This is a genomic window from Terriglobus saanensis SP1PR4, assembly GCF_000179915.2.
Taxonomy (GTDB): domain Bacteria; phylum Acidobacteriota; class Terriglobia; order Terriglobales; family Acidobacteriaceae; genus Terriglobus; species Terriglobus saanensis.
The window spans coordinates 3,397,135-3,420,968 of the sequence record NC_014963.1 but is presented as its reverse complement, the minus strand read 5'-3'; the positions used below and the strand labels follow the sequence as shown (position 1 = coordinate 3,420,968).

Annotated in this window: 16 protein-coding genes; 6 read left to right on the top strand and 10 right to left on the bottom strand. The window is 57.8% G+C overall.

From position 1 onward, the window contains the following. Positions 1-159: 159 nt before the first annotated feature. Positions 160-1,812, top strand: a complete 1,653-nt coding sequence (locus ACIPR4_RS13735; RefSeq protein WP_013569267.1) for a TIGR03118 family protein — start codon at positions 160-162, stop codon at positions 1,810-1,812. Between the two features lie 64 nt (positions 1,813-1,876). Here ACIPR4_RS13735 and ACIPR4_RS13730 read toward each other — a convergent pair whose 3' ends face one another. The 5 genes from ACIPR4_RS13730 to ACIPR4_RS13710 all read right to left on the bottom strand — a co-directional run bounded on the left by ACIPR4_RS13730 (position 1,877) and on the right by ACIPR4_RS13710 (position 9,996). Further along, positions 1,877-2,548, bottom strand: a complete 672-nt coding sequence (locus tag ACIPR4_RS13730) for a DUF6988 family protein (protein WP_013569266.1) — start codon at positions 2,546-2,548, stop codon at positions 1,877-1,879. A 43-nt stretch (positions 2,549-2,591) separates the two neighbouring features. Then, entirely contained in the window at positions 2,592-3,653 is a 1,062-nt protein-coding gene (locus ACIPR4_RS13725) for a pectinesterase family protein (RefSeq protein ID WP_013569265.1), read from the bottom strand. A gap of 17 nt (positions 3,654-3,670) precedes the next feature. Next, positions 3,671-5,053, bottom strand: a complete 1,383-nt coding sequence (locus ACIPR4_RS13720; RefSeq protein ID WP_013569264.1) for a glycoside hydrolase family 28 protein — start codon at positions 5,051-5,053, stop codon at positions 3,671-3,673. Positions 5,054-5,159: 106 nt separating this feature from the next. Beyond that, positions 5,160-7,664 carry a glycoside hydrolase family 31 protein gene (locus tag ACIPR4_RS13715; protein WP_013569263.1) on the bottom strand — a complete coding sequence of 835 codons (2,505 nt, stop codon included), beginning with the start codon at positions 7,662-7,664 and terminating at the stop codon, positions 5,160-5,162. Positions 7,665-7,776: 112 nt separating this feature from the next. Next, entirely contained in the window at positions 7,777-9,996 is a 2,220-nt protein-coding gene (locus ACIPR4_RS13710) for a winged helix-turn-helix domain-containing protein (RefSeq protein WP_013569262.1), read from the bottom strand. Between the two features lie 252 nt (positions 9,997-10,248). Between ACIPR4_RS13710 and ACIPR4_RS13705 the strand changes: the two genes are divergently transcribed. Both ACIPR4_RS13705 and ACIPR4_RS13700 read left to right on the top strand, forming a co-directional pair. After that, entirely contained in the window at positions 10,249-13,617 is a 3,369-nt protein-coding gene (locus tag ACIPR4_RS13705; protein WP_013569261.1) for a TonB-dependent receptor, read from the top strand. 91 nt (positions 13,618-13,708) lie between these two features. Next, positions 13,709-15,544 carry an alpha-amylase family glycosyl hydrolase gene (locus ACIPR4_RS13700; protein WP_013569260.1) on the top strand — a complete coding sequence of 612 codons (1,836 nt, stop codon included), beginning with the start codon at positions 13,709-13,711 and terminating at the stop codon, positions 15,542-15,544. A gap of 46 nt (positions 15,545-15,590) precedes the next feature. Here the strand turns inward: ACIPR4_RS13700 and ACIPR4_RS13695 are convergent, their stop codons facing one another. Together ACIPR4_RS13695 and ACIPR4_RS13690 are read right to left on the bottom strand one after the other, a co-directional pair. Continuing rightward, a complete protein-coding gene (locus tag ACIPR4_RS13695) occupies positions 15,591-16,355 on the bottom strand; it encodes a DUF899 family protein (RefSeq protein ID WP_013569259.1) in 765 nt (254 codons plus the stop codon). A gap of 32 nt (positions 16,356-16,387) precedes the next feature. Beyond that, positions 16,388-17,215 carry a VOC family protein gene (locus ACIPR4_RS13690; RefSeq protein ID WP_013569258.1) on the bottom strand — a complete coding sequence of 276 codons (828 nt, stop codon included), beginning with the start codon at positions 17,213-17,215 and terminating at the stop codon, positions 16,388-16,390. 292 nt (positions 17,216-17,507) lie between these two features. On the opposite strand from ACIPR4_RS13690, the gene ACIPR4_RS23530 reads away from it, so the two are divergent. Next, entirely contained in the window at positions 17,508-17,642 is a 135-nt protein-coding gene (locus ACIPR4_RS23530) for a glycoside hydrolase family 3 C-terminal domain-containing protein (protein WP_083811998.1), read from the top strand. Positions 17,643-17,765: 123 nt separating this feature from the next. Then, positions 17,766-19,322: an MGH1-like glycoside hydrolase domain-containing protein gene (locus ACIPR4_RS13685; RefSeq protein WP_013569257.1), complete on the top strand. Its 1,557-nt coding sequence runs from the start codon at positions 17,766-17,768 to the stop codon at positions 19,320-19,322. Between the two features lie 227 nt (positions 19,323-19,549). Here the strand turns inward: ACIPR4_RS13685 and ACIPR4_RS13680 are convergent, their stop codons facing one another. Both ACIPR4_RS13680 and ACIPR4_RS13675 read right to left on the bottom strand, forming a co-directional pair. Next, entirely contained in the window at positions 19,550-19,999 is a 450-nt protein-coding gene (locus ACIPR4_RS13680; protein WP_013569256.1) for a thioredoxin family protein, read from the bottom strand. Between the two features lie 24 nt (positions 20,000-20,023). Then, a complete protein-coding gene (locus tag ACIPR4_RS13675; protein WP_041586786.1) occupies positions 20,024-21,157 on the bottom strand; it encodes an NADH:flavin oxidoreductase/NADH oxidase in 1,134 nt (377 codons plus the stop codon). Positions 21,158-21,366: 209 nt separating this feature from the next. On the opposite strand from ACIPR4_RS13675, the gene ACIPR4_RS13670 reads away from it, so the two are divergent. Continuing rightward, positions 21,367-22,719 carry a carbohydrate porin gene (locus ACIPR4_RS13670; protein WP_144312436.1) on the top strand — a complete coding sequence of 451 codons (1,353 nt, stop codon included), beginning with the start codon at positions 21,367-21,369 and terminating at the stop codon, positions 22,717-22,719. Between the two features lie 23 nt (positions 22,720-22,742). Here ACIPR4_RS13670 and ACIPR4_RS13665 read toward each other — a convergent pair whose 3' ends face one another. Beyond that, positions 22,743-23,828: a LacI family DNA-binding transcriptional regulator gene (locus ACIPR4_RS13665; protein ID WP_013569253.1), complete on the bottom strand. Its 1,086-nt coding sequence runs from the start codon at positions 23,826-23,828 to the stop codon at positions 22,743-22,745. Positions 23,829-23,834 lie beyond the last annotated feature (6 nt).

Genomic DNA, 23,834 nt, shown 5'->3' with positions numbered 1-23,834 from the left:
ATGGGTGGGTTGGAAAACGCTCCACGCTAAATCTTGTGCAGGTGATGACATTGGCATGACATTTTGCTGACATCAGGCGCCCCTCCCCCTCGTAACGTTGCCCTCTGCCGAACATTCCGCCAGAGTTCCATCTCAGCCAATTACGGAAAGAGGATTCACATGCGCGTGTCGAGTGAACGGAATCAAGAAAAAACCGCACCGTTGCAAAAGCTTGCCGCGGTGCAACGGAAGATCGTCGCAGGACTCTTAGCCGCGGTATTTTGTGGCGTAGCCTCTCTGCACGCGGGGGCGCAAGCCTTCAGTGTAACCAACATACTTTCGGATGGATCGGTGCCTGCGACAACGGTCGATCCGAACTTCATCAATCCTTGGGGTGTCTCTGCAAGTCCTGTTTGGTGGATCAGCGCTGCAGGCACCGGTTACAACTACGTCGTGCAACCCTCTGGAACGATTGCCTTCAAAGTCATCGTTCCTCTCGGAGCAGTGCCGACTGCAAATGGATTACCGTCCGGCTCCGTAACAGCAGCAGGATCGACGGGTCTCCTGCTCCCGAACGGAACGGCACCCAGCTTCCTCTTCTCCACGCTGGACGGAACGATCTCCGGTTGGAACTCAAAGCTCGGCACCAACAATGCGCACGCACAGATCGTGGTCAACAATAGCGCCACCAGCGCGTCCTATACCGGCCTGGCGCTCCTCAACACTGCGAATGGAAGCTTCCTGTTAGCGCCCAACTTTGCGACGGCCGCAGTCGAGGTATACGACTCCACCTATAAAGCAGCGAAGCTTGCCGGGACTTTCACCGACCCAAATCTTCCGGCAAATTATGCACCGTTTTCCATCCATATTTTAGGGACGCAGATCTTCATCGCATACACCCAACGCACAGCAACGGCACCGTTTCGATCGCAGGATGGCGTTGGTGTGGGTGTCCTCGATGTCTTTGACACAGCAGGCAACTTCGTAACGCGTGCCGTGACGGGCGGCAACCTGAACTCCCCCTGGGGCGTGGCCTTCGCGCCTGCGAACTTCGGGATCTACAGCAACGATCTGCTGGTCGGAAACTTCGGCGACGGCAAGATCAATGTCTACGACCCGAAGACCTACGCCTACGTCGGACAAGTGATGGACAGCACAGGCAAATCACTCGTCTATGCCAGCCTGTGGGACCTGCTGACCGGTGGGACTAAGGTGACGGGCAGTGCTTCCGTCAGCGGAGGCGATCTCAGCACCGTGTATTTCACGGCAGGTTTGGATAAAGAAGCACACGGCCTGCTGGGCGCAATTTCAAGCACGTCCACAGGCGGTGCATCGACGTTCGGCTTCACCACTGCGGACAGCGCGCTCATCGTCAAGGCGGGAAGCTCGGTCAACACCTCCATCAGCGTTGCGCCCGTTAACGGCTTCAGTGGGAGTGTGACGCTCACCTGCACCGGCCTGCCCGTGGGTGCGACCTGCACCTTCGCGCCCAGTCAGCTGAGTGTGTCTCCCACGGCAGCAGCGATTAGCACCGTGACGATCCAGACAACTTCCACCATGGGTGCGCTTCGTCCGTTCAACAAGGGCCGACCGGGTTCGGGCATCGCCCTGGCCTCGCTGGTCCCCTTCGTGTCGCTGCTGTGCTGGCGGAAGAAGCGACCGGGAGCTTCATTACTGCGTGCACTTTTGTTTGTGTGCGCAGGAAGCATCGCGTTCCTGGCTGGCTGCGGGGACACCACCATCCCCACACCTGCGGGAAGCTCCAGCGTAGCCATCGTTGCCACCTCGGGCGCGACAAGTCAGCAGACCATGGTCGCGTTAACGGTTCAATAGATTCGGGCAGGTGGCCGCATACCTTCGGTGCGGTCACCCTTTTTCTGTCTGAGCTGCCTGACGCTTATACGGCAGAGGCGTGCTCGAATTCGTCGAATACCGCAGCGTAATAAGCACTCAGAGCATTCGTATGCACCTTATTTCCCACATTGGTGAAGTAAGCCAGGCTCATGAGAACGAGAGTCCTGTCTGCCGTGAAGATGCAGAAATTAGCGTCCTTCTCGAAAGACTCCTTCTGGAGATCGAGCAGAACCGCGAGTTTTCCTATCGCCAGTCCCATGCCGCCGTGGGTCAGATCGTCAAGGAAATCGGTATTCGGAAAGTACTTCTTTAGAAATTTCTCGCTCCGGTACTGACTTTCAATCTCAGTAATCGTATGCGCAAGATCCAGCCAGCCGTCTCGCTTGCCACGCTTATTCTTGATCGCGTCGATCTGAGAGTCCGAACACTTCATGATCCACATCACGCGCAGCGCAGTTTCCACAAGTGGGCGAAGCAACGCCTGCGCGCTGGAAGATCGCCGGGAAAGCAGGAGATGTCCAATCGAAGCATGATGCTCCGAAGCAACGTCGAAGAGCGCTCCAGTGAGTAGGCTGCGGTAGGAGGGAACCTGCCCAAAATACCAGTCGCCACGAACAACAAAGTTGCGAAAATCGTTGCTTCTCTTGATGTTTCGAAAAAGTGGCCCGTTCGTAATCATCCGCGTCAGAATAGCAGCGTGAGCGAATGAGTGCATCTTTCTGCGCAATAAGGAGATCGAAACGCGACAGGCTCCGGGTCTACCGGCGTTCGCGGAGACGATTCGCCTCCTCCATGGGATTCCAATGGTCTTTTCCGCCAAGTAGGCCCGTCGGCGTAAGCTGCTCTTCTTCCGCAGCCGAAAGCGGAGGATAGTTCACGATGCGATGGCCCCCGTTCACTCCCGGCCCGTGCGATTTGTACTCGTGGTACGAACTGGTCTTCAGACGTCCAGCCCACTCCGACCAGCCATCCGCGCTCAGCTTCTGCTGTACGTCTGTGTCGTAGAAAAGCACGGTGGAGTAGTCGCGCCACGGACGGCCCAGAACAACTTTGTCCCCAACGTCCTCGCCGGTGATGCGGCTGTGCAGGAAGAAATAGCCGGAGTCCTCTTCAGGAAAGTGCCTGCTCTGTGCCGTCAGCATTACGGTGTCATGATGCCGCGAGTGCATCTCGCAATGGTCAAAAACCGCCTTGGCATCACCGAAGATGTAATCGACGTGACCCTCGATATAGCAGTTACGGAAGTATTCACGGGATGCGCTGCAGGCCGTCTGCCCCGGAGGTGGAACGCTGCCATCCTTCGGCAGGTTCTCGTGGCAGGTGCGGCTGTTCGCATAGAGCGTATCCTGCGCGCCCAGCAGTCGTACGTTGTCCAGCACGGCGCGGTCCGAATTGAGAAGCAGGGCTACCGCCTGCGCACCTTCTTCTGTACGTTCGTTCTCCATCTCCCATGTGTTTTCAATCGTGAGGTTTTCGGCGGCGAAGCCGTCCGCATCCACACTCACGCTCCCACTCTTGCCCGTGCCCCCCGCCCTGCGGGCGGAGTCGTTCCAACTCAGCACCACATCCTGCGGCCTCTTCCCAACGCCGATCAACCGGATGTTGGGTGTGGTGATGTGAATCTTTTCTCGATATCGGCCAGGAGCCAAAAGAATAATCTCTCCTGTGGACGGCGCATGATCGACGGCCTCCTGCAACGTGTGGAAGTCAGTGTCGCCAGAGGCGGAGACGGTAACCCGCTTCATCGATTCCGCAGTCAGAGAAGATGTGACGCACAAAGTGGCGAGGGCAAAGGTGAAAAAAGCACAGGTGCGTGACACGGTGGAGATCCTTTCAGCTAATCCTGATACGGCACGAACTTATTCGCGCACGAAAAGTCCATCTGAAGCTTCGGTGCGGGAGGCGTGTTCGTCACACCTGTACCGCTGAAGGTAAAGTTCGCACCCTTGGGACCGAACGTAATATTGCTGTAGCGAGCGCGGACCTGCTCCGGCTTCACACCTCGGACCTCCACACCATCCAACGTGATCTCCGTCGGATGCTCAGGGTTCAGGCCTGCAACCTGCACGATACCGGGAGTCAGACTCAAAACATTTTCGACACGGATGCCCTTATAGTCGGGCGTGAACGATCCTTTCAAACCGAGATCGTCGATCCCGTCGGTTGTCTGGCCGTTATAGAACGGGCTGATCGAGATCGGAACTGCCACGTCGCGCATGCAGAGGTTGCGATAGACCACACCCCGCACCATACCGCCGCGCTGCACGTTGCTCTTGATGCGAATGCCGCTGGTCGTGTGGTCGAGCGTCAACGTATCCACAAGAATCTCCGACTCGTCACGAGCCTCTGACCCCATGGACATCCCGTGGCCACTGTAAAAATGATTGTCGATCACACTCATGTGGTGGACGCCGGCCTTGATCGCGATATTGTCGTCGCCGTTGTCGATCCAGCTTTTGGTGATGGTCACGTTCTGTGATGAGCCGGGATCGATGCCGTCCGTGTTGCGTGCATCCGTGCCGCGAATGGTGGGAGTCAGAAGATGGACACCCCACGCCGTGAAGCCGTCCGTTCCGTTCACCGCAACGTGGAAATTCGCTGAGTTATGCAGACGGATGCGGTAGAGAATCAAACCGTCGGCATGACTGGCCACCAGTAAGCGTGGCGCGGAGTACTTCAGATTTGTAGGCTCGGCGGCGCGAGACTGCTGCCACCAGCTATAGGTCTTTCCAAGCAGCGTGCTTCCACCGCGACCGTCGATGGTTCCCTCGCCCATGATCGCCGCGTTCTTTACATCCTTCACGCTGAGCAACGGCCTGCACGGTCGGCTGTCAGGCCCAGAGGTGCCACAGCCGCCCGGCTGCGTGTCATAGAGTTTGGGGTCGCGCGAAGCGTAGAGCGTCACGCCCTTTTCAACGAGCAGCGTGACTCCCTCCCGCAGTTCGAGAGGCCCGGTTAGGAAGGCATTCGCGGCCCCGTCGGTGCGCAACGCTACGGCCCTTCCGCTGCCGCACGTGTCGATCGCCTTCTGAATGCGATCGGTGTCGAGCCGCTGTTCATCCGCTTCACGGAGAGTATTCTTCTCGGCGTGAAGCTGCGCCCTCAGGACAATGCATGCCGGTGGAATAACCGGCTCCGCCACGTGGCGTGTGTCCTGCGCGAGCACAGACAGGGCAAACGAACAAAAGAAAGGAAGGGCAAAAGAGGCTGTTCGAATCACGAAACTCCACTTGGAACAGGCAAGGATCGCACTGCAATCGTTGGCCTGAACTATATGGAGGCCCGCCGAGCCTCGTCAAGATTCTTTGCTTCGTTCGTCTTCGCGCTTATCTCAGGATAATCTGCAGGCCGTTTCGTTTAGCTTCTGAGGTGACCTTTGCGGTCGCGCCATCCGTCTCCAGAGACGTGGATCTTCCTGAGACCTCGGCCTTCTTCTCCTTCGGAGTCCAGCCGAGAACCTCGAAGCGATAGCTCTTCCACCACGGCGTGTACTTTCCTTCCTGCGGAAGCACGCTGATCTGAAGCGAACCGTCTGCCTGCTGCGCGCACGCAAAGTGCACACGCGCATATTGTCCCTTGCGATAGTCGAAGCTCTTGCCGTCGTCTGTGTAGACTTCGCCAGCGCATGGCTCCTTCGCATCGCTTGCAAGATAGATGCGGACGGTCAGAGGTCCTTGTGGTGTTTCATCCACACTCTGCGTCAGCGGCGCCATCGGGATGATGCTTCCGCCGCGAACGTATACGGGCAAGGCTTCCAGGGTAGGCGTCACCATCAGAGGCTTCTCCTGCGTCAGCTTGTCTCGCTGCTCCAGGTCGAGGGTCTTCATCTGCTGGTTCCGCTCGTAGCGCTCGCCACTCCAGTAGTCGTACCAGGTTCCGGGAGGGAGATGCACCTCGTACGCTGCCCCCTCTTCAGGGGAAGGATTCGGAGCGACGAGGATGTGTTGCCCGAAAAGGAACTCGCCGCCGCCCGTGTCCAAATCCATCGCGCGGCCGTTCGCATTGGCATGTGGAAACTCAAGGAAGAGAGGCTGCATGATGGGCAGACCATCGCGAGAAGTCTCCTCAGCGGCAGTGTAAAGATACGGCATCAGGCGGTAGCGCTCCTCGATGTAGCGCTTGCGGATGGCTTCATGCACAGGGCCGTCCGCCCACACCTCGTGCGGACGTGTCCCTTTGGCGGCGTGGTCACGATCGATCGGCTGAAAAGCCGCCACTTCGATCCACTTTGTGAGCAGATCGGGCGACGGAGATCCTGCAAATCCGCCCACGTCAGCTCCGGACATGGAGAAGCCGCTGAGACCCAGGTTCACAATCTGGGGAACGGTCATCCGCAGATGGTTCCACGTGGAACTATTGTCCCCCGTCCACGTTGCGGCATAGCGCTGGCCACCGGCATAGCTTGCGCGCGTCAGCACGAAGGGCCGCACATTCGGTTGCAGCGCCAGAAGACCTTCGTACGTACCGCGCGAGTTCTCCATCCCATAGACATTATGGATCTCCGCGTGGGTCGCAGTTCTCTCCGCAAATCCCGGTTCGTGGATGCGGTGCTGAATGTTGTCCGGCATGGTCTTGCTCGGAACTCCAAAGACTGCCGGTTCGTTCATATCGTTCCAGAAACCAGCCACGCCCATGGAGGTGAAGTCCTTGTAGAGCGTTCCCCACCAGGCACGTGTGGTGGCCTGAGTGAAGTCCGGAAAGACCGACGGCCCGGGCCATACCTCTCCCACGTAGGTCGAACCATCCGGATTCTTCACGAACTGGTCTCCGGCGGTGCCGCTGTCGTAGGGAGCGTAGTCAGCATTCGGTAGATGAGCGATGTGCAGGTCGGTGATGACTACGAGGTGGAAGTGGTCCTGCGCAAGCTGCTTCACCATCTCCGAAAAGTGGGGGTAGTGCTCGTCGTCTACGGTGAAGGGGCGGTTCTTGTTCTGGAAGTCGATATCCAGGTAGAGGGCATCGCTCGGAATCTTGTCGTCGCGGAGGCGTTTCGCGACCTCCATTAGTTGCGATGCGGGATAGTAGCTGTAGCGAGACTGCTGAAACCCGAGGGACCACAGAGGGGGAAGCGGCGTGGGTCCAGTCAGCCAGGCGTAGGCGCTCACGACCTGCTTTGGTTCCGGACCGTAGAGAAGGTAATAGTCGATGGGGCCGTTGGGGGCCCCAAAGGAGATCTGATTCGGGTTCTCGCGGCCAAAGTCGAAGAAGCTTCTCCATGTGTTATCGACCAGAACGCCAAGGGCCCTGCCGTTCTTGAAGTCTATGAAGAAGGGAATGCTCTTATAGATGGGGTCGGTCGTCTCCTGCCAGCCGAAGGTGTCGGTATTCCACATGGCGAAAGCCTGGCCGCTGCGGTCGAGTGGACCGGGCTTGTCGCCCAAGCCGAAGAAGCTGTCCTCGGACGTCCGGTCCTTACGCACACGGAATCGATCGCCTTGCCATGTCACTGGCTCCGCATCCTTCTGCAAAACTCTTCCGTTCAGGTCCGCGACAGTCAGCGTGAGGTCTGTACCGATGGTCACGCGAAGCTGCTGCGTGTGGAACCCCCGAGGTTCTGCGACGACGTGGACTGAACTCTTCCGTGCTTTCGGCAATACGGCCCAGGATGCGTCCTCAGACTCCTTGCCCGCCTTCCACATCCGCACTCGCAGAACATCCTCACGCAGTGCCGAGATCTGAAGGACGGTTCCGTCCGCGCTTGCCTCGACTCCGTGTCCCGTCGGTTTGAACTGCTGACCATAGGCCGAGAGAGCCTCCGTGACGAGAATGAGAGTGAGGGAAGTCTTTAAAGTGAGGGAAGTCTTTAAAAGGAAAGATTCGCGTGATCGCATATGAGGAGAAAAACGCGAATCGATCGATCAACGCAAGCACCCTGCGATAATTTGAGGATCAACTTTCAGTCAACACGCAAGCGCTTTGTTTTCAGTCAGAAAGAGCTGCCAGCTAATGCGCTCCGGTATCCAGCGAATAGAGATTGCCCGTAGCTCGCTGCGCTCGCACGACTGCCAGATTGTCCGGTGTCAGACCGCAGAAGAAGAAATCCATGATGCTGCCCGCATGGAAGTTGGACAGGGTGGCAAGCTCTTCCACCCGGCCATCCTGCACCGCAACGCGAACGATGGGCTGACGTGAGTCCATAAATCCATGGGCGATGATCGCCTGGTTGTCCGAGGTCCAGACCGGGTCGGCGAAGGACCCGTAGGCGAGTTGCCGCCACTGATGGGTCGCCGTGTCATAGAGCATCAGTCGGCGCTGATCGAGAGAGATCGCCGCGATGTGACGTCCGTCCGGCGACCATCTCGGGCTGAAGAGGTTCTCCGAACCCGGCAGGGTCTGCACGGCACGGGTGTCCAGATCGACGATCTGCACCATGCGTGCTTCTTCTTCCTTCCCCATGAGGTCCGGGACCCGTCCGAAGGCGAGCGACTTTCCATCAGGCGACCAGGTAGGATCTCCGGCGTTCCGCGACTCCTGCAGGACGCGCTCCAGGGCGCTGCCATCGGCTTTTACTAAGTAAATCTGCCACGCTTTTCCGGTCTCCCGTCCCATGAGGGCGAGCCGGTTGCCATCCGGAGACCAGCGCACGAGGAAGACCTGAATGGCATCGGGCGTCAGTTGGAGTTTTTCGCTGCCATCGATCCGCGCCCGCCAGAGCCGCCCATTCGTATCGGCCCACGCAACCCACTGCCGGTCGCGGGAGAATTCGAGCCGATGTGCGTCGCGGAGAAAGCTCTGCACCGGACCGAAGTCCTTACTCTGCGGGCGGTAGATCTCGACATCCGACTGCACGTCCACACCGGTGAAAAAGATGCGTGTTCCAGTTCGTGCGGCCACGGCGCCCTGAAAGACCATCGGCCCGTCCGTCAGTCTCTGTGGCGTTCCAACGCCATGACCACCCATACGCCATAGGTCCGATTCATTGCCGTGCATCGCCTGAAAGATGAAAGAGGAGCCGTCGGCGGTCCACACACCGCAACAGGTGTCCGCGTCTTCCTTCCACCCCTTCAGCAACGGTTTTGGGCTGGCACTGCCAGCATCCAGTTGCCACAGCGCCTGTGTGTGCGTGATCGGATCGAAGATGGTGAAACGCAGGCGTTTTCCATCGGAGGACCAGCGGAGCCAGAACGCCCTTCCCGGCAGCTTTGCCATCTCCTCGATGGATCTGTCTTTAAGGTGGGCGACGAAAAGCTTCTCTTCCGCAGCGAAGAGGACATCTTCTCCGTTTGGCATCCATGTGGCGTCATGCGCCAGCACATTCGGCACCCGCTGGGCCGATCCGCCACCCACGGGAACCATCCAAAGAGGTTGCTCCGATTCATTCGAGAGGTGGCTCCGTATCAGGAGCCTCGATCCATCGGGCGAGATATCGCCCACGGACGGTCCCATGACCTCGTCCGGAATCCCCAGGGGCTTTGCGTCTCCCGAGACGGTCGAAATCTGGACGAGTTCCACTTTGCCTTCCTGCACATCGGAGGTAAAAAGGTGGACTCCGTCGGTAACGACTGCGGGGAAGGCCTCCATGGCACGCGATCCGGGGAGAATATGGCCATCGTGCGTGATCTGGCGAAGTTTTGGAACGAGCACCTGCTCCCGCCCCGCACCGAGAAAGAAAGCTCCGGCGATTACAACAACGAGAGCGACTCCTCCGGCGAGCAGGTATCGGGTCTGGATCCGCCGGGACAGAATTTCGCCTGGCGAAATTCCGTGTGCCCCCGTCGGAGAAGCTTCGATCATGGTGGGAGGGTAAAAAGGCGGCACATCGGTTGAGGTCGGTGTTGGGGAAGCTGCGGGAAGAACTTCGGGCGTCTCCTGAGAGACCGAGTTCGGGGGGAGAGTGACCGGTGCGATGAATCGGTAGCCGCGCTTCGCCAGGGTTTCTACAAAACGAGGGTTCTCGGCGGAGTCCCCGAGGGCTTCTCTTATCTTATTAATCGCTGTTCCGAGGGAATGGTCGAAATCGACGGTCGTATCTTTGCCCCAGAGGCGAAGCTGAAGCTCCTCGCGCGTGACCACCTCTCCTGGGCGTTCCACCAGGGCCATCAGGACGCGGAAGGGCTGACTTTGAAGCTTTACGCGAAAGCCCGCTTTGTACAGCTCTCCCGAAGTCAGGTCGGCCTCAAACAGGCCGAAAGCGATGCGGGCTTGGAGCGAATTACTCGTCATAAAGAAAGAGCGGATAGGCCCCGGGAAGGAGGGCTAGCGGATCAATAAACATTATTACAGAGATACAAATCGATCGATGGGAAGCTGCTAAGTGATTGATTTGATTTGATGAAAGTGTTGATCTAAAAAAGAAAGACAAAGGAAACGAAGAAGATTGCGGTGATCTCTGCAGAATGACGAGTGTTAGTCCCGGTGAAGCAATCGGCCCGTGAAAAGACCCGGACCGATGTTTCTTCCTGGAGGCTTTAGTTTATGAACACCCCTTATAAGATGAGAAGCCCGGTCAGCCGTATTTTGGGCGTGGCCGTCGTCATTCTCTCCTTGATCCTTGGCACACAGTCGCGCCTTCTCGCACAGACAGATACCGGTCGCGTGAATGGCGTCATCACTGATTCCACCGGAGCGGTCGTACCCGGCGCGTCCATCACCATCGTCAACACCGAAACGTCCGCCACCACGGCCATCCTGGCCGACGACAGCGGCAACTACAACGCTCCCGCTCTTCCGCGCGGAAGCTATAAGGTCACTGTCTCAAAGGCGGGTTTTACGTCTGCGGTGCAGAGTTTCAACCTGCAGGTTTCTCAGGTGCAGACCCTCAGCTTTGCGCTTACGGTAGGTTCCGAGAACACAACCATTGAGGTTACCTCCGAAGCTCCCCTGGTCGACGCAGCCACGTCGTCCGTCGGCGAGGTCATTCAGGGACGCCAGATCACGGAGCTCCCCCTCAATGGGCGAAACTTCACTCAGTTGGCTCTACTGACGCCAGGTGTCACGCGCGGAAACTATGGCAATGGCGCCTCCGGTGTGAACGGGGATGCCGAGACGTTCCGTAACGCGTCCGGCGGCGGTGGATCGCTTTCGAGCAACGGTCTTCGTCCCCAGGCGAACAACTTTATCCTCGACGGTATCGACAACAACGAATCACTGGTCAACACACTGGACTTCTTCCCGAACATCGAAGGAACGGAAGAGTTCCGTGTGAACACCAGCACGGCTCCGGCGGAGTTTGGCCGGGCGGGTGGTTCGATCGTTCAGAGCTCGATCAAATCCGGAACCAACTCCATTCACGGTTCCGCATTCTGGTTCGCACGCTCCAGCCTCTTCGACGCCAGCCCGAACTATCGTTTTCAAGGGGCAAGCGTTGCGCCTGTGCTCCCCTTCAAACGCAATACGTTTGGCGGATCGGCAGGCGGACCGCTTCTTAAGGATCGACTCTTCCTCTTCGGCGACTACCAGGGTGTGCGAGAGAATCAGCCTCTCAATCCTGAGATCGTTACCGTGCCTACAGCTCTGATGCGTACCGGCGACTTTACCGAGCTGCTAGGACAGGGCTCCACGATGGCACCGTCGATTTGCGGCGTCGCGAATGCCGCTCCTACCGTGGTAGTCAACGGCGGTATCTATGATCCAAACACCTGCCAGCAATTTGCAGGCAACAAGATCCCTGCAGGGCGTTTAAACAGTGCGGCAGTGGCCTATCTCAATGCCTACCCGCTGCCCAACCTGCCCGGTCTGGTGAATGGCACACAGAACAACTACCGCACCATCCGCACCAACATTACGCACAACAACACGATCGACGGCCGTCTGGACTACAACGCGACCGGCAAGGATCGCTTGTTTGCGCGGTTCATCTACGACAACAGCAACTTCTCCCGCACCTCGCGGTTTTCCACGCTGCCTGCAGGATTCGCTTCCGGTGTCAGCTATGTTCACGGCCGTGGCTATGCGATCGGCGAGACGCATACTTTTTCTGCGAACGTGATCAACGAGTTCCGTGCCGGATATAACCGTTACACCTTTGCCAACCGCCCGGTCTTTTCCAACACGCCGATTTCGGCAAACCTGGGTATCGTCAATGCGAATCGCACCCCGGATCTGGGCGGCGGCGCTCTGATCGGCGGTAACCAGAACCAGATTGAGTACACGGGCGATTACGGAAGCTACGTGGTTCCGGAGAACACCTACCAGATCAACGATGCAGTGACGTACACACTACGTCATCACACCTTCAAGATCGGCGGCAGCGGCATTCGTCGCGACGTCGCCTTCTTCCGTCCTATCTCCGGAAAGGGCTTCTTCCAGATTGGAAACGGCGACTTTACCGGCTATGAAGTTTCGGAACTGCTTGCGGGTTTTGTGGACAACTACAGCATCGGCGCGCAGACTGGTCTCTTCGGAACGCGCAACTACGAAGTAGGTGCGTTTATACAGGACGACTGGAAGGTAAACAGCAAGCTCGTTTTGAACCTCGGATTCCGCTATGACCTGATCACTTATCCGACGGAGCAGCAGAATCGGCAGGCGGCACTGAACCCTACGTCCGGTTTCATCGACCTGGCTGGGCAGAACGGTGTGCCTCGCTCCATCATCGATCAGCGCTATACGAACTTTGCACCGCGCGTCGGTTTCAGCTATGACGTCTACGGTCAGGGCAAAACGGTTCTCCGTGGCGGCTACGGCATCTTCTACTTCCTGGATCGCGGTGGGATCGATAACCAGCTGGGCCAGCAAGTTCCCTTCGGTGGCAGCACAAGCTATTTTGCCAGCAGCGGTTACCGTATTACATTTACGGGACAGAACGCGGTGAACGGATCGCTCATCAGCACGGCAGCGACGAATCCCTTGCCGCTTCCTGGCACGCCCAACTTCGATCGCACTAACCCTCCGGCAGGCATCAACGTCTTCGCGGTCAATCGTTCGGCGAAGCTGCCCTCGGTTCAGCAGTACGATCTGCAGTTGCAGCAGCAGTTTGGAAACCGCACTGTAGCTACGGTTGGGTATGTTGGAAATCTGGGAACGCATCTGGCTACCGGATATAACTACAACACCAAGCCCTTCGGTTCGACAGGACCGAACGCTTTCCCGAACCTGGGACAGGTGGTCTACAACCTGAACGACGGCGTCTCGCACTACAACAGCCTGCAGGCACAGTTGAACTATCGTGCGGCCAAGGGTCTGACGCTTACGACGTCCTATACCTGGTCGCACAATATCGACAACACCAACGGTTATATCGGCTTCTCTGCTGTCAGCGATCTGTACTTCTACGACCACACTCTGAACAAGGGAAACTCCACCCTGGACCAGCGTCACGTGTTTGTTTCGAGCGCTCTGTTCGATCTGCCGGTTGGCAAGGGACGGATGTTCGGGAACAACATGAATCGCGGTCTGGATCTGTTGGTGGGGGGCTGGCAGATGAATACCGTTGTCCAGCTGGAGACGGGTTCGCCCTTCTCTGTTACCTTCCCAACCTTCGGCGGCGGCGTTTCGATTCGTGCCGATGCGGTCAAGCCAGTCACGTTCGCGCACAGTATCACGGGCACGTATTTCGACACGAGTGCGTTTTCTAAAGTCGTTCCTGTCAATCGACAAGGCAACACGGGCCGGAACCAGTTCTTCGGTCCTGGTCTTGCCACGGGCGATGTCTCTCTCTTCAAGACGCTCAATTTCACGGAGCGTATCAAGACGGAGCTTCGTGCGGAGGTCTTCAATGTGACCAACACGCCGCAGTTCACCAATCCGACGACGAATCCGACGGATGGCAACTTCGGTCGTGTTACTGCAACCCGCCAGGCATCTGAACGCCAGATGCAGATGGCGCTGCGTTTCCTTTTCTAAAGGATTCACCAACGGAGGCAAAGCACCACACGACCTGGTCGTGTGGTGCTTCACTTTCTGTCTCACCTACGCACCACAAAAATTGGACGATATGACTTTCAAGCGCTGCGCTGCTCTCTTTCTTCTCTTATCCTCTTCGGTGTTTGCGCAGGCTCCGCGCATGATCAAGGTCGACCCGCCGAACTGGTGGGTGAATATGCCGAAGGCGATGTTGCTGGTGCAGGGAGAGAACTTTACGGGCGCACGTTTTCGCACGGATAGCCCTGCGGTCCCTATCGATCACGCAAAGATCTCGGCCAACGGTCACTGGGCGGAGTTGTGGCTGAGTGCGGCACCGCAGAAGCCGATGAACATCACTGTGATTGCGGAGACAAGTGCAGGACGTGCGGCGATGCCGTTTACCTTTGCGCCGCGACGCGGAGAGAGCGATGGCTTTGCAGGCTTCTCTTCGCAGGATGCGATGTATCTCATCATGACCGATCGTTTCGCGGATGGAGATCTGACGAACGACGGACCGGATGCGCACAGTCCCGCGGCGAGTGCCGTTGCAGTCGAAGAGCGTGCGCGGCCGCGCGGCTGGCATGGTGGAGATCTGCGCGGAGTGATCGAGCACCTCGATTCCCTCCAAACCATGGGCATTACGACCGTCTGGATTACGCCTGTTTATCAGAATCACGAGCCCGATAGCTATCACGGTTATGGAGCGACCGATATGTACGCCGTCGACGAGCACTACGGCACACTTAAGGACTATCGTGCACTGGCTGCTGCCCTGCATAGCAGGGGAATGAAGCTCGTGCTGGACACCGTTCCCAATCACGTTGGACCCGCGCATCCGTGGGTCAATGATTCACCTGAGCCGGACTGGTTTCACGGGACGAAGGCGAATCATCACGTTGCGCAAGGCGACTTTCTCCCGCTCGTTAATCCCCATGCGCCGTGGCGTGATCGACGCGATGTGACCGAGGGTTGGTTTGCCGATGTGCTGCCGGACATGAATCAGGAAAACCCGGTGGTCTCGCAATATCTGATTCAAAATGCGATCTGGTGGATTGAGCAGGGCGGTGTCGATGGCTTGCGCATCGACACGTTTCCCTATGTTCGACGCGAGTTCTGGCGCGATTTTCATGCGACGCTGCAGAAACTCTATCCCCATCTGACCGCCGTGGGGGAGGTTTTCAATCCGGATCCAACAGTTACTTCTTCCTTTGCCGGAGGGGTCACGCGCGACGGCGCCGATACGGGGCTTTATACTCCATTCGATTTTCCGCTGCATGTCGCCATGGGTAACGTGTTTAGTGGAAAGGCAACGATGGACCAGTTGGCTGAGGTACTCAGACATGATTCTCTCTACCCACATCCGGAGCGTCTCGTCCCGTTTCTGGATAACCATGACACCTCTCGATTTCTGAGTTTGCCGGGCGCGAGCGTGGCCAGGCAGAAGCTGGCGCTTGCGTTTCTACTGACGACGCGCGGGATGCCGCAGCTTTACTCGGGGGATGAGATCGCGATGACAGGCGGCGACGATCCAGAGAATCGCCACGATTTTCTCGGTGGTTTCCCGAGGAGCGGACAGGCAAAGGTGACGCCAATACCGGATCCGGCGCCGCAAGAGATGTTGACCTGGGTAAGACAGCTGCTTAACCTGCGGAAAAAAGAGAGCGCCCTGCGGAGCGGTGTAGAACAGATTGTTTATACGTCTGCCGATAGCATCGTCTATCTGCGAACAGAAGGCGGGCGACATCTTCTGATTGCGATCCATTCAGGGGATGAGGATGTTCGCTTCCATATCCCGAAAGAAAATACTGGTCTGGAAAATTTGAAAGCGGCGGAGCTTCTCTTTGGAGGAGGGAGCTTTGAGTCTGGCGTGAGCGACGCGACGATGAGCCTGCCTGCAAACTCGGTTTACATTGGCGTCTTGCACTAAGGAAGCTTGATGCTCGTAGCGCGCAATGCTGCGCTGGGCGATCGCGTTAGCTGGAACCAGCACTAATCGGCACGGCGCTCTCACTCATTTCGATCTTCATGAGAGGAGGCGTGGTGTACTCAAGCTTTGGGTACCAGTCTGTACCGCGACCTTCGGGTGTGAGATCGAGGATCGTCCAGAGTGGATCGATGTCTGGAGCGCCTCGCGGGTCCTGGCCGGGGTCGGCCATGCTGCCGCCCATCTCTCCGCCCCAGAAGTGGCGGATCGTGCCATCGCGGCGTGTGAAGATGTTTAATCCCGGATAGTCCTCATCTTCGGCACTTACATAGTTGCGCGTGTAGTCTCCTGTAATGTCGGAATAAAGTTGCAGGTTGACCCAGCCTCGCTCTCTCTTGAAGTCGAGAAGCCGATCGATGGGGGAACGTGCAAAGACCACTAAAGCAATGCGTTCGCGGAGGTTCCTCGCCGTACCATCCCATGCGGAGAGCAGCGATGTGCATACCGGGCAAGGACGCGGGCGCTGCGGCGGGAACATGAAGCTGTAGACCGCAAGTGTCTGTTTGTCGCCGAAGAGTTGGTCGAAGGTAGTTGGCCCCGCTTCTCCTTCGACCTCGTAGTTTTGCGGTATCTCTCCGCCGGGTGGCAGTGCGCGACGCAACTCTGCGACCCGTTCGATATGCCGCCGCAGTTCGATCTCTTCTGCAAGCAGAGCATTGCGCGCCTCCCGATAGGCGCTGCTTTCCTTCGGAAAACTCACCGTGTTCTTTGCTGCGAGTTCCGTTGCCGGGACAAGGATCCTTGGGTCAACCATATCGTTCTCCTGTCGGACAAAGCTTTTTCGAACTAAGCGGCTGCGGTCTTTCGAGTACCGACGACGGCGAACATCACTCCCTGCGGATCGTTGGCGAGGATGATCCACACCGGACCGGGAACCTCATGCGGCCCCATGAGAATGACGCCCTGCTTCTCCTGAATGCGTGCTGCCGCCGCGTCAATATCGCCGACGTTGATGTAGTAGAGCCAGGTCGGTGCCGAGGATTTTGAGTGATCGCGCGTCATCATGCCACCGATGGAATTTCCGCCGTTGCTGAAGATTCTGTAAGCACCCATTGGGCCCATGTCCATGATGCTGTCTTCTTTCCAGCCGAAGAGACCGGAGTAAAAAGGCCATGCGGACTCGCCATCATTCGCTGCGAGTTCGTTCCAGCCGACTGTACCTGGGGTTCCCTCGGGAGGAGGCGTTGGCGCGTCCGCGAGCGATCCCTTGAATAAGAAGAAGACCGCCCCTTGCGGGTCTTCTACGGAAGCGAAACGACCGACTGCGGGAATGTCCTGTGGCGGGAATTTCAACTTACCACCAGCCTGTTCCAGCCGATGAGCGTAGGCATCCACGTCGTCTACACCCACGAACCCAACCCACTCTGCTTTCATGCCACCAGCGGACAGCGAAGGTGTGATTTCCATGAGACCAGCGGTTTCTCGATCTCCAACGCAAAGAAGCGTATATGGCATGCCACCGGGATCGCCGGACCCTTTCGCCTTCCAACCTACGACGTGGGTGTAGAAGTCTTCCGCCGCTTTGTCGTCGGTGGTTCTGAGTTCGTGCCAGACGAAATTGCCAGTCTTTAGCTTCACGGGTGTGTCTGAAATCTGTGCCGTTGTTGTGCTCATCCTTGCCTCCTCGCTTCGGCTGTGTACGCCGGCCACAACAACGTAGCAGAGGAAGTGTACGCTGTCCACAAGAAGAAGATTAAAATTCCGCGACAGGTCTTGTTGCATAGGAAGGCAAGTTCGCTGCCAAAACAGGAGGTTTCCGCGGAGTAGGCCGTTCGTTTTATCGCGAACCCGATTTCAAATTCAAAAATTGCCTATATTGTTCACTTCCTGACCGTCAGGAACCGTACCTGTCTCACTTGTCTCATCCCCGGCTCTGTAGAAACTTCACGCTTAGCAAAACCCCTTAATCGCCGTTGCGTCGGCGGTTTTTGAAGCATGGTATCCGGGGCAGGAAGGAGGCACGGCCATTTGCGGAGACTTACTTGGAGAAAACAACCCCCCCGGACGGCTACCGATTCGGAGGATTACGATCTCTACGTAGGTGGGAGCCAGCCGACGCGGGATGCCGGTCTCTTCCTCCCGTTTAGAATCACCGGGTCTAGCAATGTAGCACCGTGGTCGACATGGGTACTTGATGCGAAGCAGAGTCAGCAGACGTGTTTTTATGGAGCAGGGAGTCGCTTCGCTTGCCGTACTGAGCGGCCTTCCCGTTCTCGCGCAAGTACCAGACAGTTCGGGGTCCGCGCCTGAGTTTCGCACGTCCAACCGGCGTTGGCAGGATGCGTACGACAAGGCGCTCAGCATCCTCGCGCACAACGTGCAGGTGATGCCGAAGTATGACAAGCCGGTGCTTATCGAAGGCGCCAGCTATGCGGGTATCTGGCAGGAGTGTGGGCCGCATGAGTCGCTTGTCTATCGGCATTTTCGCAAAGATGTTGCGCGCAACAGCCACATGACGTTCTTTAAGCTGCAGCGCGCGGACGGGCAGCTTCCCGCGAACAACAAGCTGACAGAGACAGGTTTCGGACAGATTCAGATGGTGGTCCCCATTGCCGCGACGGCGTGGGAACTGGCGCGGGCGACGTGCGATGACGAACTGCTGCGTGTGGCGTATACGTCCTGCTCGCAGTGGGATGAGTGGCTTGCGAAGTTTCGCAACACGCGCGGCACCGGACTGGTGGAAGGCTTCTGCACCTACGACACCGGGCACGATAATAGTCCGCGATGGAAAGGTATTCCACCGCAGTGTCCGGGCAAGGACGCGAAGAGGTATCCGCCGATCCCGAGTCTTCCGCGGCTTTGTCCGGACCTATCGGCTACTGTGTATGGCGGACGTCTTGCGCTTTCGGCGATGGCGCAGGCGCTGGGGAAGACAGCAGATTCTCAGCGCTGGATGGATCGTGCCGGAGATATTCGAGAGCTGATTCTCTCCAAACTCTATGTTCCCGAGGATGCGGCCTTCTACGATCTCGATGGGGAAGACCACTTCGTTAAGGTTCGCTCCGATATTCTCAGTCGGATGTGCGGGGAACACGTGGTAGACCAGAAGCTCTTCGATGAGCTGTGGACGCTACAGATCCATAACCCGAAGGCGTTCTGGGCTCCGTTTCCACTGCCTTCGGTTGCGTTGGACGATCCGCAGTTCGTACGGCCCATCCCTAGAAACTCATGGGGCGGGGCATCACAGGCCTTGACGGCATTGCGCGCGGTTCGTTGGTTCGACCACTATGGGCGCGCCGCCGAGTTCAGCTTCATGATGGATCGCTGGTGTGAGGCACTGCAGCGAGACATGACATTTCGCCAGCAGCTCGATCCGCTCGATGGCGTGTTCACGAAGCAGGATATGCCGAGCTACTCCCCGGCATCGCTGGTGATGATGGAGTACACCTGGCGTCTCGTGGGTGTCTGCGAAGAGGCGGATGAGTTGCAGTGGAATATCCGACCTGGGCATCCTGCGGCGGAGGCGGCGTACTTCCGCATCGTGACCGATGCTGGACGTGTTGCCGAGGTGAATTATAAGAGCCATGGCGGAGAGGTTAGGTTGAACGGCCACCTAATTGCCAGCCTGCAATCAGGTGTAGCGCGCCTCGTTACAGATAAGACGGGCAAGCCGGTCGCGCTGCTGGGGATTCATGAACAGGCCCAGAAGGTTTCGTTGAAGCTTCCTGGCCATGCGACGCGGACGCTGTCCCTATCGCCCAATCAACGGGTATCTCTCTAGACTCCATTTTGGTACGAACAGGAGCAGTGATGCGATCTGTCCCCAGAGTTCTTTCGCACTGGGCGATGCGCGCGTTACGGAGTATGTGACGATTCTGATCTCGCCATTGGAGCTTGTTGTCGTTATGGGGTCGCTCTTCGAGCGATAGATGCGCTTTGCGCATAGCCCACACATCGCAAAGAACGCGATGCATGGGGCACAGGTTAGGTTTTGGAGTTTGACTTCGTTTATGCGGTGGTGCCTTGAGCCGAGGCTGAACGGAGCCACTGCTCCATCTGTTGATGGCCTACCAGCCCCGGTTGCTGAAAGACGGCGCGTCCACCAGAGAGGACGACGAAGTTGGGGATGCTGCGCACCTGATAGCGGGCCGAAAGTTCTGGGTGAGCTTCTGTGTCTACTTTCAGGACGATGGCCTTACCTGCCATGTCTGCGGCTGTGCGGGAGACCTCCGGAGCTGCGGTCCGGCATGGGCCACACCAGCTAGCCCAGAAGTCCACCAAAACCGGTACGGTGGCGTTCTGGACGATGTCGTCAAACAGGGCGGTGTCGACGGCAAGGGGCTCAGCGATGGGAGGGAGTTCGGTCTTGCACGCTCCGCAGCGGCCAGTGGCGCTAAGATGCCTGGCCGAGATGCGGTTTTTCTGTTGGCAGTGACTGCAGGTGCGAACGACGGGCATGGTTGACCTCGATTTCTGGATGAATCAATACTTGAGTGGTTCGCGACGTTCCACCTTGCCGTGAGCGGCGCGTTCGTACTGTACGGGCCAGCTGGCGGGTTTGTGAAGAGCTTCCGCAGCGTGCAGGGGCCAGTAGGGATCGCGGAGAAGTTCTCGCGCCAGCAGAACAACGTCTGCCTGGCCTGTGCGGACGATCTGATCTGCCTGCTCCGGTGCGGTGATCATGCCGACTGCGCCCGTCGGGATGCCGGCTTCGCGTCGGATGCGGTCTGCGAAGGCGACCTGATATCCCGCGCCGATGGGGATTTGCTGACGAGGATCGTTGCCGCCGGAGGAGCAGTCCACGAGATCGATGCCTTCGGCTTTCAAGAGCCTGGCGAAGGCGATGGAGTCTTCTACCGTGAGGCCTCCGGTCGGAATGTTTTTTGAGGGATCGATCCAATCGGTGACGGAGAGACGAACCCAGACCGGAAGTTCAGCGGGGAAGTTGGCTCTGACCGTACGAACAATCTCGAGTGGAAAGCGTGCGCGGTTCTCCAGACTGCCACCGTACTCGTCGGTGCGCGTGTTGGAGAGCGGAGAAAGGAATTCATGCAGGAGATAGCCGTGGGCGGCGTGGACTTCTGCGAGGAGAAAGCCAGCGGCGGCAGAGCGCTGTGTGGCTGCGGCAAAGTCTGCCACTATTTTGTCCATGCCAGAACGGTCGAGCGCTGATGGCGTCGGATAGGTCTCGGAAAACCGCTCGGTGGTTGGCCCAACCGTCAGCCAGCCGCCTTCGTTCACTGGAACTGCTCGCGAAGGCACGTCCCACGGTTTTGCCATGCTGGCTTTGCGTCCGGCGTGCGCAAGCTGGATCGCCGGAACAGCGCCCTGGGCCTTCACGAAGGCATTGATTCGGGCGAGCGGAGCGATGTGCGTGTCCGTCCATATCCCTAGATCGCCGAGCGTGATGCGGCCTTCGGGGCTGACTGCTGCAGCTTCGGTGAAGACTGTGCCTGCTCCTCCGACGGCGCGGCTGCCGAGATGCACAAACTGCCAGTCGTCAGAGATGCCGTCGGTGTAGCTGTACTGGCACATGGGCGAGACGACAACTCGGTTGGGAAAGGTTACCGAGCGTTGCGCGAGCGGAGAGAAGAGATCGTTCGGAGCGGTTGCCATGACTTGTTGGATGTTCCAAAGCGAAGGAAGGTTCGTGGGTCCCATAAGTGACCGAATCTGGCAGAAAACCAGCAGTTCTTCTTCCAGATCTCCAGGACCGGATATGAGTCATCGGGGAGGCCGGATCATCGAACTACGCGCCGGCGGAAAGCGATTGGAGATCAGGGCGATATGCTTGTCCTGAAGCGTTGGCTAAAGAACGGCAGGTTATGAAAAATCAATGGAGTTGTCTCTGGTCGAATTCGCTGCGACCGATGGACTGGATCGTGCGCAGTGCCGTTCTGGCCTCACTCATGCTGGGATGCGATGGGGCTGCAGCGCAGGTGGGGTCAGGGTCGCCGCATGCTTCGGCGCACGTGCAGGTGCAGACGCAGGCCGGAGACACAGACAAGGCAGGTTCTGATTCGACGATCGGGGGACAGGCCCTCGACCAGGATGTGGCCGTATTGTCGAGGGTGCCCTCCGATCCGCTTTTCGTCCGCGATCCGTTTCGCCTGCTGCTCGTACCCACCGACAAAACAATGAACGAGCTTCGTAAGAAAGAGGGGCTCAGCTTTGCGGCGACCTATACCGTCGTCAACCAGTACGCCACCTCGACACCTGAAGGAATAAGACATAACTGGGGAACGGGGCGGTTCGATCTGGCGGGTGGATGGAAGGCGTATGACCACGGCGGAAGCGCGGGTTCGTTCAGTCTGCTGGTGCGTTCGGGTACGAATCTCGGCGTGAGTCAGCAGTTCAATTTGAGCGATTCGCTGGGTTCAGGATTGGTACTCAATTGCCTGCCGGGTGGGGGTGCGCAGCGTCCGATTACTCTGAATGTTTTGTATTATCGGCAGGATTTTTATCAAAAGAGGATGGCCTTCTATATCGGGAAGATTCACCCCAACGAGTTCATCAGCCTTAGCCTCTACAACAACGACGAACGAACGCAGTTTCTCAATGCAGAGAACGATGGAAATCTGACCATTCCCTCGGACGGGACCTACGCGGGAGGCGCAGCGCTCGAGTATCAGGTCACGCCTCGCATTTACATTCATGCGGTCACGGTGGATACAGAAGGTGGGCAGGAGAAGAACCTTAAGACGCTTGTCGATAAAAAGTATATGAACGCCGTCGAACTGGGATGGAAGAAGGGCTCACCAACACAGCAGGAGCATCTGTTCCGGTTCGTGGTGTGGCGTGACGATACGGCGACACAGGGAAGCGGAGCCGGGGTGGGATTTGGATCGGATTATGAACTGAAAGACGGCTGGGTTCCATTTGGGCGCATTGGGATCGCCACGGATAAAGGCTCATCGATTAAGAGAGTGTTTGACGCGGGGTTGGTCCATATACGGCCCTTCGGACGACGAGGCGATATGTTCGGCGCATCCTTCACGCTCACAGACCCAAGCCATGGAGCGAAGCACCATGAAAGTCTCTTTGAGACGTTTTATCGCGTGAGGGTGACAAAGAGCCTGGAACTCGGGCCGGATCTCGAAGTGTCCATCCACCCAACCAACAATGCTCACGCGTATACGACGGCGCTGCTTGGAGCGAGGATGAGGATCATTTTTTAGTTGATCACGGAGACGCTGTGCGGTTAAACAGAGCTTCGCGTGCCCGTGAATGCAAGATCTCCCAGATTGTTTTTCGGAAGAACTTTCTTCTTCAACTTTGGACGGCCTGTTTTAGGAGCAGGTGCGGTCGTATCCCGAATCACGAGCCATGTCTCCAATAGGCAGCGCACATCGCCGCGCTTGCCGGTCTGCAAAGTACTGATCAAAAGGTCTGCCGCCATACGTCCAGCTTCATCGCATCGCGCGGAGACACTTGTAAGCGCTGGGTAGGTGGAAGCTCCCAGCACGTCGTCGCACCCGATGACGCTGAAGTCGCGGGGGACCAGAACGCCCTGTTCTGCGAGCCCCGCGAGCAAGCCGTGGGCTACAAAGTCGTCGAAGGTGATTGCTGCGGTCACGTCCATATTCAGAACGGTGCTCGTGACTTCTCTGCCCGCGTCAAAGCTTGGATGTCGTGCTGGAACAGACTGCATCTTCATTTTGTGGCGGGCCGCAGCGTTGCTCACAGCCGAACGTCGTTGCTGGTCTGACCAGGAGGCAGCGGGCCCACTGATGTACACCAGATGCTGGTGGCCGAACGCTGCAAGATGAGCGACAGCCGCATCAATCCCGGCAACGGTGTCGATCAGAACCCGAGGCAGTCCGGGCGTATCTCGATTGATCAAAACGACGGGCTGCCGTTCTGAAAGTTCGAGGATTTTTTTGTTCTGCATGCGCGAGGAGGCGAGGATGAATCCTTCCACCTGCATGACAAGCTTGTTCACCAGGCGCTGCTCTCTCTCTGGATCTTCATCGGAATCGCCGAGAAAGACGCTGTATCCGGCGAAGTCTGCTGTAGCCTGGGCCGCCCGGAGCAGGGGAGGGAAAAACGGGTTCGCAATATCCGGCACAAGGATGGCGATATTTCCCTGCCTGCCCGTGCTGAGTGCGCGGGCTGCCAGGTTCGGCAGATATCCAAGTTTGGTTGCGTGGAAGCGAACCTGGTTCACCGTCTCCTGGCGCAGCATCTCCGGACGGCTGAAGGCTCGCGAGACAGTGGCTGTGGAAACGCTGGCAGCCTTTGCTACATCGCTGATCGTGGGGCTCGGATTTGTCTTGATCGGACGCATATCAGA